At 61.6% G+C, this 12,885-nt stretch carries 17 protein-coding genes; 3 read left to right on the forward strand and 14 right to left on the reverse strand.

Annotated elements, in window-relative coordinates:
• Nucleotide 1: 1 nt before the first annotated feature.
• From AC0NID_RS21985 to moaA, 11 genes are all read right to left on the reverse strand, one after another.
• Nucleotides 2-382, reverse strand: coding sequence for a GNAT family N-acetyltransferase (locus AC0NID_RS21985; RefSeq protein ID WP_473456350.1), 381 nt, complete (start codon nt 380-382; stop codon nt 2-4).
• A gap of 159 nt (nt 383-541) precedes the next feature.
• Complete coding sequence (locus AC0NID_RS21990) at nt 542-1,246, reverse strand: DNA alkylation repair protein (protein ID WP_473456318.1); 705 nt, start codon at nt 1,244-1,246, stop codon at nt 542-544.
• Between the two features lie 8 nt (nt 1,247-1,254).
• The gene (locus tag AC0NID_RS21995) at nt 1,255-2,124 is read right to left on the reverse strand and encodes an NAD(P)-dependent oxidoreductase (protein ID WP_473456317.1); all 870 of its coding nucleotides are present in this window, start codon (nt 2,122-2,124) and stop codon (nt 1,255-1,257) included.
• 266 nt (nt 2,125-2,390) lie between these two features.
• Nucleotides 2,391-3,221, reverse strand: a complete 831-nt coding sequence (locus AC0NID_RS22000; protein ID WP_473456316.1) for an ABC transporter permease — start codon at nt 3,219-3,221, stop codon at nt 2,391-2,393.
• The gene (locus AC0NID_RS22005) at nt 3,218-3,931 is read right to left on the reverse strand and encodes an ABC transporter permease (RefSeq protein ID WP_145716257.1); all 714 of its coding nucleotides are present in this window, start codon (nt 3,929-3,931) and stop codon (nt 3,218-3,220) included. Before AC0NID_RS22005 ends, AC0NID_RS22000 begins: the two co-directional genes overlap by 4 nt.
• A 113-nt stretch (nt 3,932-4,044) precedes the next feature.
• Nucleotides 4,045-4,827 carry an ABC transporter substrate-binding protein gene (locus AC0NID_RS22010; protein WP_473456315.1) on the reverse strand — a complete coding sequence of 261 codons (783 nt, stop codon included), beginning with the start codon at nt 4,825-4,827 and terminating at the stop codon, nt 4,045-4,047.
• A 211-nt stretch (nt 4,828-5,038) separates the two neighbouring features.
• Nucleotides 5,039-5,548: a molybdopterin-guanine dinucleotide biosynthesis protein B gene (gene mobB / locus AC0NID_RS22015; protein WP_473456314.1), complete on the reverse strand. Its 510-nt coding sequence runs from the start codon at nt 5,546-5,548 to the stop codon at nt 5,039-5,041.
• Nucleotides 5,545-6,171 (reverse strand): molybdenum cofactor guanylyltransferase MobA, encoded by a 627-nt coding sequence (gene mobA / locus AC0NID_RS22020; RefSeq protein WP_473456313.1) that lies wholly within the window; start codon nt 6,169-6,171, stop codon nt 5,545-5,547. Before mobA ends, mobB begins: the two co-directional genes overlap by 4 nt.
• A 52-nt stretch (nt 6,172-6,223) precedes the next feature.
• On the reverse strand, nt 6,224-7,144 hold the full coding sequence (locus AC0NID_RS22025) for a DMT family transporter (protein WP_473456312.1): 921 nt from the start codon (nt 7,142-7,144) through the stop codon (nt 6,224-6,226).
• Between the two features lie 180 nt (nt 7,145-7,324).
• Nucleotides 7,325-7,798: a Vmc-like lipoprotein signal peptide domain-containing protein gene (locus AC0NID_RS22030; RefSeq protein WP_473456311.1), complete on the reverse strand. Its 474-nt coding sequence runs from the start codon at nt 7,796-7,798 to the stop codon at nt 7,325-7,327.
• 56 nt (nt 7,799-7,854) lie between these two features.
• Nucleotides 7,855-8,850, reverse strand: coding sequence for a GTP 3',8-cyclase MoaA (gene moaA, locus AC0NID_RS22035; protein ID WP_473456310.1), 996 nt, complete (start codon nt 8,848-8,850; stop codon nt 7,855-7,857).
• A gap of 198 nt (nt 8,851-9,048) precedes the next feature.
• On the opposite strand from moaA, the gene AC0NID_RS22040 reads away from it, so the two are divergent.
• Nucleotides 9,049-9,402 carry a gamma-butyrobetaine hydroxylase family protein gene (locus AC0NID_RS22040; protein WP_145716272.1) on the forward strand — a complete coding sequence of 118 codons (354 nt, stop codon included), beginning with the start codon at nt 9,049-9,051 and terminating at the stop codon, nt 9,400-9,402.
• Nucleotides 9,403-9,425: 23 nt separating this feature from the next.
• Here AC0NID_RS22040 and AC0NID_RS22045 read toward each other — a convergent pair whose 3' ends face one another.
• Nucleotides 9,426-9,854, reverse strand: coding sequence for a nuclear transport factor 2 family protein (locus AC0NID_RS22045; protein ID WP_473456309.1), 429 nt, complete (start codon nt 9,852-9,854; stop codon nt 9,426-9,428).
• A 155-nt stretch (nt 9,855-10,009) separates the two neighbouring features.
• On the opposite strand from AC0NID_RS22045, the gene AC0NID_RS22050 reads away from it, so the two are divergent.
• A complete protein-coding gene (locus AC0NID_RS22050) occupies nt 10,010-10,621 on the forward strand; it encodes a pyridoxamine 5'-phosphate oxidase family protein (RefSeq protein ID WP_473456308.1) in 612 nt (203 codons plus the stop codon).
• 110 nt (nt 10,622-10,731) lie between these two features.
• Here the strand turns inward: AC0NID_RS22050 and AC0NID_RS22055 are convergent, their stop codons facing one another.
• Nucleotides 10,732-11,184, reverse strand: a complete 453-nt coding sequence (locus tag AC0NID_RS22055) for a MarR family winged helix-turn-helix transcriptional regulator (protein WP_091590958.1) — start codon at nt 11,182-11,184, stop codon at nt 10,732-10,734.
• A 47-nt stretch (nt 11,185-11,231) separates the two neighbouring features.
• On the opposite strand from AC0NID_RS22055, the gene AC0NID_RS22060 reads away from it, so the two are divergent.
• Nucleotides 11,232-12,143, forward strand: a complete 912-nt coding sequence (locus AC0NID_RS22060; protein ID WP_473456307.1) for an alpha/beta hydrolase — start codon at nt 11,232-11,234, stop codon at nt 12,141-12,143.
• A 36-nt stretch (nt 12,144-12,179) separates the two neighbouring features.
• Here the strand turns inward: AC0NID_RS22060 and AC0NID_RS22065 are convergent, their stop codons facing one another.
• Nucleotides 12,180-12,794: a TetR/AcrR family transcriptional regulator gene (locus AC0NID_RS22065; protein WP_473456306.1), complete on the reverse strand. Its 615-nt coding sequence runs from the start codon at nt 12,792-12,794 to the stop codon at nt 12,180-12,182.
• Nucleotides 12,795-12,885: the final 91 nt, after the last annotated feature.

A 12,885-nucleotide genomic window follows, 5' to 3' on the forward strand; every position in this document is an offset into this window, starting at 1 on the left:
CTCAACGCTCCAAGCGCATCACATGCCGGCGCGAGCCAGCCATGCCGATCTCGTGGAATCCGCGGGCCACGAACATGTTTCGAAATCCCATGAATCTGTAGCTCGGCGAAGCCTTGTCGACCGGATAGGCCTCGATTGTCCTGGCACCGTTGGCGAAACCGTGATCGATGGCCGCGTCGAGCAGGGCGCTTGCCAGCCCACTGCCGCGCGACGCCCTCGGCACGTAGAAGCAGACGATCGACCATATGCCCGCCTCGGTATCGTCCTGCTGCCGCGACATCTTGCGGTAGGTCTCGCGTGGCGCCACCGAGCACCAGCCGACGGTCTTGCCTTCGGCATGGGCGAGAATGCCGACCGGCGTGCCGGCTTCGACGAGCGCCATCACGGCCCGTCTCCTCTCATCATTGGGTGCAGATCGCGGTTCTCCAGACGGCGCCAGGCCATGCACCAGCAGTATTTTGGTGCGCCAGGCTGCTCGAACAGGTTCTCGAAATCGGCGCGCGTCGATCGCGTCACGTCCGTAAAGCGGCTTTGGCCCCCTTTAGCCTTTCCTGGCGGCAAGCCGCTCGAGCGTCTTGGCATTGGAAAGTTCCCTTGCGGCATCTTTGCCGATCCAGCGAGCCGTCTTGTCGGTGGAGACCGCCAGCTTCTGTGCCAGGGCAAGGGCAGGGCCGTGCAAACTCATCGATCGCTTGCCGATCGAACGAAGCGCCCAGTTTACCGCCTTCTTCACAAAATTTCGGCCGTCGGTGGCTTGCGCTTCAATGACCGACAGGAAGTCGAGGAAAGTCGATTCCGGTTCCTTCTTCCGGTGGACGACCGACCAGGCCATCATGGCAAACGCCGTGCGTCGAACGAATTCCCGCTCGTCGGCCGCGAACTCGCCTATCAGATCCCTCCAGGAATCGGTGTCGACAAAGAGAGCGGAGACGCCGTCGACAATATCCCAAGAGTCGAAAGTCGCCGCCCATCGTCTTGCATCCGCGGCAGAGAACCGCTTCGGATCGGCCGTGACAGAAGCTATGAACTGTGCCTCCATGATACCCGTCTGCCATAGCTCGAAGGCACGTTCATGGTTGCGCTTGATTTTCTGGGCAATCTGCCTCTGCACGCCGTGCGAGATACCGAGCGCACGTTCGATCTTGATGCCATAGCGCAGCATGCCGCGGCGGTTCTCCTCCGAGCCGATCGAGCGCAAATGGGCGACAATCTCCTCGGCGCTGGATTGCGGCGAAAGCTCGGCCACGGTGAAACCTATTTTTCCAATCGTGCCAGCAGCGAGGACGTGTCCCAGCGCTTGCCGCCCATTGCCTGAACGTCCTTGTAGAACTGGTCGATAAGTGCCGTTACAGGCAGCTTGGCGCCGTTGCGGTCGGCCTCCGCCAGGCAGATGCCGAGATCCTTGCGCATCCAGTCGACGGCGAAGCCGAAATCATATTTGCCGGCGTTCATCGTCTTGTGACGGTTCTCCATCTGCCACGATCCGGCCGCGCCCTTGGAAATCACCTCGATGACCTTTTCGATGTCGAGCCCGGCCTTCTTGCCGAAATGAATACCCTCAGCCAATCCTTGCACTAATCCGGCGATGCAGATCTGGTTAATCATCTTGGTAAGTTGGCCCGAGCCGGCTGGGCCCATCAGTCCGACCATGCGGGCATAGGCATCGATGACAGGCTTCGCCTCGTCGAAGGCTTTTTGCTCGCCGCCAACCATGACGGTCAGCACACCGTTTTCGGCGCCTGCCTGACCACCGGAGACCGGCGCGTCGAGGAACGAAAACCCGCGCACTTGCGCCTTCTCCGCCAGTTCGCGCGCGACCTCGGCCGAGGCCGTGGTGTTGTCGACGAAGATGGCTCCCTTCTTCATCGACTGGAAGGCGCCCTCGGCGCCGATCGTCACCGCACGAAGGTCGTCGTCATTGCCAACACAGGAAAAGACAAAGTCCTTGCCGTCGGCCGCTTCGGCCGGCGTCCTGGCGGCGGCGCCGCCATGCTGGCCAACCCATTGCTCGGACTTGGCCTTGGTGCGGTTGTAGACGGTGACGTCATGGCCACCCTTGTTCCTGAGATGTCCGGCCATTGGATAGCCCATGACGCCAAGACCGAGAAATGCCACCGATGCCATGTTTCAAATCCCTTAGAAGCCAGCTTTCCGGCCTTCTTAGCGGATCAGGCAAGGCTATGGGAGTCAGTGTTCAGGGCAATCGGGTGAAGGAAAAGTCCTGTTTACTGCTCGTCGCGCTCGGTGGGAACCATTTCCGCGAAGCGAAAATGGCAAGGCCGACTGGCCGTCGCGCCTTTTGGCGCGTGAAGCCAAGGTCGCGGATGCGACCGCCGGCGTTTGAGACAGCAAGAAAAGAAGGGCAATCGGGCTCAACCGGTTGCCCTGAGTCAGCGTTGCAGATGGATCGTAATGCGCCGTTCGATCCATTCGACTGCGTGGCGCAGTATCTCGACAATGACCAGATAGATGATCGCCGCCCAGACATAGGACTGGAAGTCGAAAGTGCGCGAATAGGTGAGCCGAGTGACGCCCATCAGATCATAGACGGTGATGATGGCGACGATCGCCGAGCCCTTGATCATCAGGATGATCTCGTTGCCGTAGGGTCGCAACGCCACGATCAATGCCTGCGGCAGGATGATCTTCCACATCGTCTGCAATTTGTGCAGGCCGAGCGAGGCGGCGCCCTCCCACTGGCCCCTGGGTACGCTCTGGATCGCGCCGCGCAGGATTTCCGCCTGATAGGCGGCAGTGTTGAGCGAGAAGGCGAAGATTGCGCAGTTGAACGCCTCACGGAAAAAACCCCAGAGGCCGACCATCTCGAGTTGCGGCCGGAAGGAGCCCACTCCGTAATAGACAAGGAAGGTCTGGGCCAGCAGCGGCGTGCCGCGGAAGAAATAGACATAGGCATAGGCCAGACCCGAAAGAACCCGGTTCTTCGACATGCGGGCATAAGCGATCGGCACCGACAGGATCGCGCCGAGTACGATCGAGATGGCGACCAGCAGCAGGGTGATGCCAAGTCCCGATACGTAGCCGGGCGCGTATTTCGCGAAAAGTTCGCCGTTCCAGGCGAGAATGAGATAGGCGGCGATCCCGGCCAGAAAAACGATCCACAGACAGACCAGCGCGTAGCCGAGAACGCGTTGCCGGGGCCAGCCGCGTGGCAAAGCCGGCGGGCGGTCGATCTTGGTGGCATCCGTGGCGGTAGCGCTCATCGCTGCACCTGCTGGCGGCCGACCGCACGTTCGATCGCGTTGATGCCGAAGGACGATATGATAGCGAGGAGCAGATAGATGAGAGCGGCGACACCGAAGAACAAAAAGGCGTGCTTGGTCACACGGGCGGCCACGCCCGCTTGCCGCAATATGTCGGTAAGACCGATGGCTGAAACCAGGGCGGTGTCCTTGAGCAGGATGAGCCACAGATTGGCAAGACCCGGCAGCGCGATACGGATAAGCTGCGGCAGTACCACAAGTCGCATCGTCTGCCAGCCCGACAGGCCGACCGAATAGCCGCCCTCGTACTGCCCCTTCGGGATGGCGCGGAACGCGGAGAGGAAGACTTCGCTGGCATAGGACGAGAAGACGACGCCGAGCGCGATCATGCCGGAAACAAAAGCATTCACTTCGACCGAGGCGGTCGGATCATACAGGTGTATTATTTGCTGGATGCCGACTTGCGCACCGTAAAAGATGATGAACAGGGTCAGCAGCTCGGGCAGTCCACGAAAGATCGTGGTGTAAATATTGCCGGCCAGCCGCAGCGACGGCTCGCCGGATTGCTTGGCCAATGCGACCAGAAAGCCGATCACCAGACCGACGGGCAGAGTCGCGGCTGCAAGCGAGACGGTGATGAAAACGCCGTAGGCGATGTCGTCGAGCCAGCCTTCGGGTCCCCAACTGAGCAGCGTCCAAACGCTTTGCATCCGCCTGCCTGGTCTCCCTTATTGGCTCTTGAGAGCAGCGGTGTCACCCCTCGTGCGCCGCTTGTTGTGCGAACGGCGGGAATTTCCTGCCGTTCGCCGTCAATCCGGAGGGATCAGGACTCGCCGCCGTAGACGTCGTATTTGAAGTAGTTGTCGTTGATTTCCTTGTACTTTCCATTGGCGCGGATGGCATCGATCGCCGCGTTGAACTGATTGACCAGCTCGGTCTCGCCCTTGCGCACGGCAATGCCGGCGCCCGGACCATGGATCTTGATGTCAGGCGTGATCGCACCGATCAGCTTGCAGCAGGCGCCGTCCGGCGTGGCAAGCCAGCCTTCGAGAACGGTGATATCGTCGTTGACCGCATCGACGCGGCCATTGGCCAGATCGAGCTGGTATTCCTGCGCGGTCGGATAGGGCTTGATCGTGCTGTCGGTGTAGGTTGCGGTCGAATAGTTGAAATGCGTCGTCGAACCCTGCACGCCGATCGTCTTGCCGGCCAGGTCCTCCTTGGTCACGCCCTTGATGTCGCTGTCCTTGGGCGCGACGATCGCCGGTGGCGTGTTGTAGTATTTGTTGGTGAAGTCGACCTTCTCGGCACGCTCCGGCGTGATCGACATCGAGGCGATGATGGCGTCGAACTTGCCGGCCTGAAGCGCCGGGATGATGCCATCCCAATCCTGCGCGACGAACGTGCACGTCACCTTCATCTCGTCGCAAAGCGCCTTGGCGATGTCGACGTCGAAGCCTTCGAGCTTGCCATCGGCGGTCAGGTTGTTGAACGGGGGGTAGGCGCCTTCCGTGCCAATCCTCAGGGTCTTCTCCTGAGCTTGGGCAACGCCAAGCGTCAGCAGCGCGGCCGATGCGGCGAGCGCTATACGCAGTGCAATACGCATGATGGTCCTCTCTGTGTGTCCCGGCCGTCGTTCCAAACGGCTCTGTGGGCGGTGCTTTTGACCGCCCGCTGGCTCGATACTCCCACTGTTTTCCGAGAAAAAGCAACTGCAAAACCGTTGCCTTCGGGATTTTGCATTCGCGGATAATGCTGACGTTGGGGCAAGCACGGTAACGGAAAGAGAGGGCGGCCGAATGCTCCCTAGGCAACCCTCAGCGTGTCAAACCTGTCGTGCGCTCGATGAAGTCGACTATCGATTTCGCGTCGTCGAGATCGAAGACTGGCAAGTTCTCGCCCGCAACGGCGAAGTCGGCTGCGATGGCGACTATGTGCGGATCGTTTGCCGAAAGCGGTGCCCGGTCCTTGGCCTCCAGCCGCCGCGTTTCGATCTTGCTGTGCGCCTCGCGCTTGTAACCCTCGACCAGCACGATATCGCAGGCGCCGAGCCGTGACAGGATCGCGTCCAGCGTCGGCTCGTTCTCGTCGCGCAATTCGTGCATCAGCGCCCAGCGCCTGTCCGATACGATCGCGACTTCCGTGGCCCCGGCCTGCCTGTGGCGAAAGCTGTCCGCCCCTGGTTTGTCGATGTCGAATTCATGATGGGCGTGTTTCACCGTCGAGACTTTCCAGCCGCGCCGGGCACATTCGGCGACCAGCTTTTCGGTCAGTGTCGTCTTGCCGGAATTCTTCCAGCCGGTGATGCCGAAAACGCGTCTCATCATGGCTCCATGCTCTGCAGCAGACGTTCGGCTTCGGCAAGGTCGTTTGGCGTATTGATGTTGAAGAAAGGATCGATCTCGTGCCCACCGGAGCTCCATATCGGAAATTCGACATCGACAAAGCCGTACCGCTCGATGAAGGCGGAGACCCGCCTATTGTCTTCATCGACCAGGAAACGGCGCAAGGCGTCGTGCAGACCAAGCGGCCAGAGCGCGAATGTCGGATGCCGCTTGCCACCCGAACTGGCGACAGCGATCGCGCCGGGACGGTCCTTGACCACCGCGGCCAGCCGCCCGACCACATCCTCGGGAAAGAACGGCGTGTCGCCGGCGACTGTGACGACCTCGCTGCAAGCCATGGACGCCCACTCGAGGCCGGTCAGAATGCCCGCAAGCGGTCCCGCGTAACCCTCAACCGTATCGGCAAGCACCGGCAGTCCGAAGCCGGCAAAGCGTGTCGGATCGCCGTTGGCGCTCAGCGCCAGCGGTCCGACCTGCGGGGCAAGGCGCGCGACGACACGGTCGAGTACGCTGCGACCTCCCAGAGTAAGCAGGCTTTTGTCGCCGCCGCCCATTCGCCGCGATTGGCCGCCGGCCAGAATGATCCCTGCAATGTCTCGGTTCATCGTCCGCCTCGCCGGCCCCAATCGTCAGGTTTCAGCGACCCTCGGGGCTCGTCTATATGCCGTCCGGCGCCATATCAGGTCCAGCGCTTTCGGCGGCAGTCTTTTGCCGGCCGACGACGCGTTCGCGGTAAAGCGCGTAGAGACCGGAGCCGACGATGACGGTGGCGCCGAGTATCATCGGCAGGTCGGGGACGTCACCGAAGATGAACAGGCCAAGCAGGATCGAGCAGAGCAGGGCTGTGTAGCGGAACGGCGCGATGAACGAGACGTCGCCGACCCGCATCGCCATGATGATGAACTGGTAACCGGTGACCACGAGCACCGCCGCCAGTGCCAGCAGCGCCGTGCTCTTTCCCGCCATCGGTGTCCATCCACCCATTGGCGAAAGCAGCGCCGCGCCCAGCACCGTCATGGCGAGTGCCGTGGCGGTCGATACCAGCAATGTCGGAATGGCTTGCGGTATCCGCTTGGTGGCAAGGTCACGCACCGCACAACAGACCACGCAGGCGAGCGCCAGCAGCGAATAGACGCTGAATCCCTCGAAGCCGGGCCGCACGATGATCAGCACGCCGGCGAAACCGATGGCGATGGCCAGCCAGCGCCGCCAGCCGACGCCTTCATTGAACACAAGTGCTGCGCCCATGGTCACCGCCAGCGGCAGCGCCTGCAGCACGGCTGAGACATTGGCGATCGGCAGATGCGCCAATGCAACCAGGAACGACACGGTAGCACCGGCTTCGCCGGCGACGCGCACCGCAACCATGGGTTGCAGCATCGAGCCCGGCCGGGCAAGCGCACCGCGTTGCCACGCAAGCAGGCCTACGAAAAGCGAAGCAAAGGCGCCGCGGATCAGCATGACCTGCGCCATGTTCATGGATTCCGACGCGAATTTGGTGATCGCGTCGTTTAGGGTGAAACCAATCATGGCCACCACCATGAACAGCGCGCCGCGCAGATTTGGCGAAAGAAGCAAAGGACGTTACCAGTTGTGCTTTGCATCAAGCCTGTAACAGCCGATCACAAAACTGCAACGTCAAAGGGGTGGGCCACAGCCTTTTCGCCGCTCCGGAGCGGAATGCTAGGCTGGAACGTTTCGCCGGTAAATCCGGCAACCGCTTGCGGACAGGACTTTTTCTGGGCGTGACCGAAATCTTCACGGACCCCTGAGGCTGTCAGCTATCACTCCAACCAACGGGTCGTATTTCGATTTCAGAGCCGGCGGGTAATTGATCCAGACGCTGCGGATGACGCCGTCCATTCCGAACAGACGACGCTCGTAAAAGATGGTCTCGTCCTTGAGTCCCGACAGCACCGCCCAGTCCTTGCCGGTCCTGCTGTAGGTGATCTTGTAGCTCGGCCCCTCGCGGGCTTTCTCAGCGGCGACAAAACCTTTCGGGGTGTCGTCATCGATGTTGAAGATGCCGGAGCAGATCAGGCTGGCGCCGTCCGCGCTGAGCCATTGCTGCCCGTCGCCATTCTCCGGCTCGGGCAGACGATCGGTGAAAATCTCATCGGGAAAGGTGCAGACGGTGCCAAAGCGCGCATTGGTATAAGTGAATGGCGCAGCAATTGCTCCGGTCGTCGCAATCGCCGCCAAAGACGCCAAGATCGAGAAGAAATGCTTCATGCCATCACCCCGCAGCCAATGACCGGAGGCGATCTTGCACGAAATCGACGAAAAAATCAGCCGCCGGTGACGCTCATGTGCCGCGACACCGATGGACGGTTGGTACGGCGGTCGATGATGAAATCATGACCCTTGGGTTTGCGGCCAATGGCTTCGTCGATGGCGTCGGCGACCAGTTCGTTGCCTTCTGACGCGCGCAACGGTGCTCGCAGGTCAGCGGCATCCTCCTGGCCGAGGCACATGTAGAGCGTGCCGGTGCAGGTCAGCCGGACGCGGTTGCAGCTCTCGCAGAAATTATGCGTCATCGGTGTGATTAAACCGAGCCTGCCACCGGTCTCGGCAACGTTGACGTAGCGGGCAGGGCCGCCGGTCTTGTAGGAAATATCGGTCAGGGTGAACTGCCGCTCAAGTGCTGCGCGCAGCAGCGACAGCGGCAGGTACTGGTCGGTACGGTCGGCATCGATCTCGCCCATCGGCATGGTTTCGATGACCGTCAACTCCATGCCACGACCGTGCGCCCAGCGCAGCATCTCCGGCAGCTCGGCGTCATTGAAACCCTTCAACGCCACAGCATTGAGCTTCACCTTCAACCCCGCTGCCTGCGCGGCGTCGATGCCGTCCATGACCTTGTCGAGATTGCCCCAGCGGGTGATCTGGCGGAATTTTTCCGGGTCCAGCGTGTCCAATGAGACGTTGATGCGCTTGACCCCGCAATCGGCAAGCTCGGCGGCAAAGCGCGAAAGCTGCGAGCCGTTGGTGGTCAGCGTCAGTTCTTCCAGAGCGCCACTTTCGAGATGACGCGCAATCCGGCGCACCAGATGCATGATGTTCTTGCGCACAAGCGGCTCGCCGCCGGTCAGACGCAGTTTCCTGACGCCCTTTTCGATGAAGACCGTGCACAGCCGGTCGAGCTCTTCCAGCGACAGCAGATCCTTCTTGGGAAGGAACGCCATGTCTTCGGCCATGCAATAGGTGCAGCGGAAATCGCAACGGTCGGTGACCGACACGCGCAAATAGCTGATCGTGCGACCAAAAGGATCGATCATGTCCATGCTATGCGTTTTCCCGTGGCTGCGGACAGCATCGTTATATATGGCTATGTGATACGATCCAACCTGTCATTCAAGATAACAGGTTTCGATCCGTGCTAACATCGCGTCGCCGACAGATTGCGTCGGAAGTTTCGACGCAGCCTTTCACCGTTGCGCGAAGCGGCGTAGGGAAGGGCAGACGAAGCGGAACTTATCACCATGACGGCGCCGAAGGAACTCAGGGTCTCCAAAGATCGCAGGCTGCTTACCGTGACGTTCCCCGACCATCAGCCGTTCGAACTGCCGGCGGAGTTTCTGCGCGTTGCTTCGCCATCGGCCGAAGTACAGGGCCATTCGCCCGAACAGCGCGTCACCGTTCCCGGCAAGCGCAACGTCGCGATCCTGAAGATCGAACCGATCGGCAACTATGCCGTCCGCATCACCTTCGACGATTTCCACGATACCGGCATCTTCACCTGGAACTACCTGCATACGCTGGGCCATGAGAAGGACGCGCGCTGGGCCGCCTATCTCGCCGAGTTGGAAGAGAAGGGGTTAAGCCGCGATCGTTGAATGGTTCCTTCGGGACGCTCCGGTCAACGCAGGATCGCCAGTATCTCGCTGGTGTCATGATAGAACGGCGTGCCTTCGATCAGCCGGTCATCCTTGAAGTGCAAGACTTCGGCAAAGGGCTGTTTAACGGTTGCACCCTTGGCCCGCGATGTCAGCGACAGCGTACAGCTCATGAACACCATGTCATCGCTTTGGGCGGCCTGAAGGCCTTCCACCGCCACGTCGCTCCAGATTTCCCGCATCTTGCGGAAAAGGGCGCCAACGCCGTCGAGGCCATTCCAGTCACCGGCATAGGGCAGGGACCGCGGCTCATGCACAACAACATCAGCGTGAAATGCACCCGCAAGCATATCGAGGCTCTCCGACCCCGATTGCAGGAAGCGCATTTCGACCTCGAACATGTTTTCAAGAAGTTCCATGGCGGTGCGTCGCCGATCGAGTGGTCTATCCATTTTCGGTTCTCCGTGTTCAGTATCGTGGTCGACGCGGCTTGCCCTTAATATCGTTGGTTCGACACCCGTTTCCTGACGACCGAAAAGGCGGCGCCACGTGTCGTCAAAACGTCACGTACATGGAGAAGCGGCGGCGGATATTCGGAGACGAAAACATGTCCATCATCACCACGGTCGAGCAGCTCGAAGCGCTCTATGGCCTGCCCGGCGAGACTTCACTGGTCAAGGAACTCGACCATGTGATTCCCGAATACGCCGCCTTCATCGAGGCCTCGCCCTTTGCCGCGCTCGCGACCAGCGGCCCGGAAGGGCTGGATTGCTCACCGCGCGGCGATCTCGCCGGCTTCGTGCGCATCCATGATCCGAAAACCCTGATGATGCCGGACCGGCGCGGCAACAACCGTGCCGATTCGCTCCGAAACATCCTTCGCGATCCGCGCGTCGGCCTTTTGTTTCTGGTACCCGGTTCCGGCACGACACTGCGGGTCAACGGCCGCGCCCACATCACCACGGATGCCGCGCTCTGCGCCTCGTTCAGCGTCGACGGCAAGCGGGCGCGTTCAGTCACAGTCATCGATGTCGATTCGGTCTATTTCCAGTGCGCTCGCGCCGTCCACCGGTCGGAACTCTGGAACCCGGCAAGGCATGTCGACCCGAAGTCGTTGCCGACGCCTGGAAAAATCCTGGAAATCACCAGCCGGAAAGGCATCGACGGCGAGGTCTCTGACAAGGAATGGCCGGAGCGTGCGAAAAAGTCGATGTGGTGAGCGGATCGCCCTGCGAGCCCTATCTGTTTGTTTGAGCATCGGATTTTCCCAAAACCGGCTTCCACCCCCGGGTCAGGCCCGAGGGCAGGCTGTTTGGGTCCGATGCTCCGTCACGCTTCCTTGAGCACGTCGGCAATCTTGCGCATCTGCTCGCCGATCATGTCGCATTGCTCCGGTGTCGACTGGCTCATCGCCTTCTCGATCAGCGCCATATGGACCTTCAGCGCCTGCATCAGCAGTTCCGTGCCGGCTTCGGTCAAGGTCAGCCGCAGCACCCGCTTGTCCTTCTGGTCGCCTTCGCGGCGCAGCAGGCCGCGTGTTTCGAGCTGCGGCAAAAGCATGGTGATGTTGGAGCGTCCCACCAGCAGCCGGCGGGCGAGATCGTGCTGCGACATGCCGGGATGGCGGTAGAGGTTCATCAGCACATCGAGCTGCGCCGGCTTCAGATCCAGCGGCGCGAGCTTCACCGCCAGCGTGCGCTCCAGCACGTGGCAGGCGCGCGCCACCGCGACCCAGTTGCGAAAACGCGGGTTGTCCCAGGGTAGCTCTTGTTTAATGTTCATGTTTGAACTATTATGTTCATGCTTGAACGAATGGATGGATCGCCACTATGGCATCATTTGGATTGAAGGTCATCCGGGGCATGTTTGCCGCCGCCGAGCACGTGGCCCCCCGCCTTAGCGGGCGCGCTGCGTTCGAACTGTTCTGCCGCACGCCGAACGCCAAGGTTCTCAGCGAGGGCGAGCGACGCGCCGTCGACCGCGCCGCCGGCTTCATGGCCGAGGCCCGCCATCATCGGCTGAAGACCACAAACGGCTGCGTCATGGTGCATGAGTTCAGGCCAGAGCCGGGCCGGATGGCCGCCGGCACGGTGCTCGTCATCCATGGCTGGCGTTCGCGCACTGAATATATGCGCACGCTGATCGAGGGTTACCGCGACGCCGGTTACAAGGTTGTTTCGCTCGACCTGCCGGGCCACGGCCAATCGCAGGGCCGCCGGCTCACGCTGGTCAGTGCTGTCGAAGCCGCATGGCTCGCCGGCGAATGGTTCGGCCCGTTCGCGGCGATCGTCGGCCATTCCTTCGGCGGTGCCGTCGCTGCCAATGCCGTCGTCGGTTCGGTCAAGAACATTCCGCCGCTGGCGGCCGGGCGGCTGGTGCTGATCGCGGCGCCGAGTTCCCTGCCGGCGATCTTCAACGATTTCAGCCTCATGCTCCGTGTCGGCCCGCGCTCGCAGGCCGCCATGGCCGACCGGGTCGAACGCATCGCCGGACGGCCGCTGCACGAATTCACCGGCGACCGCCAGCTCGCCGGCACGCCGGTGCCGACGCTGGTCATCCATGCGCCGGATGACCGCGAGGTGTCCGCCGACCATGCAAGGCTCTATGCCGGCGCCGGCGACCATGTGCGACTTTACTGGGCCGAGGGGCTCGGTCATCGCCGCATTCTCGCCGACAAGGGCGTGGTCGAGCGTGCGGTCGGCTTCGTTGCCGAACACCTGGAATCGTCGCTGCTGCATTGATTTGACCGAGAATCCGGCTGCCATGCGGCCGGTGTCTCACGCCGCGTCCGTGCCGGCCATCGCCTTCCACGCCGCCATCGCCCCGGCCACCGTCGCCAGAAGTGCTGCGCGCGACGCGCCGTCGCGCGCCTGGATCGACATGCCGTGCTGCACGGTCGCGTAGAAGGTCGCAGCCGTGCTGCTGTCGAAGCCGTGCGGCAGTTCGCCTTCCGCCACGCCACGTTCAAGCCGTCTCAGCAGGGCCGCGCGGCTCTCGGCTCGGCGGCGGCGCAGGTCATCGCAGATGGGGCCGCGACTTGAGTCCTGATGCAGTGCGCCGAGCGCGATCAGGCAGCCTTGCGGACGATCGGTCTGCGAATAGGCCTTGGCCGTCTGACGCAAGAAACGCTCGATCGCCTGGCGTGCGGTCGGCGCCTTTTCCAGCGCTGACCAAATATCGGTGCCTTCGACCTGCGTGTAAAGTTCGACCGCCTGAAGGAACAGCGCCTGCTTGCTGCCGAAGGCGGCATAGAGGCTAGGCGAGTTGATGCCCATCGCCGCCCTCAGGTCGCTCACCGAAGCGCCCTCGTAGCCCTTGGTCCAAAACACCTCCATTGCGCGCCGCAAAGCGGCGGTTCGATCGAAAGTGCGGGGGCGTCCTCGTTCCGGCATGGCATTCTTTTCTGTGTTGATTGATACATAAATCGATTGACGTATGCGGGCAAGGCTGACAGATATTTATGTATCGATCCTTACAAAATGG

This window comes from Mesorhizobium sp. WSM4821, assembly GCF_055901555.1.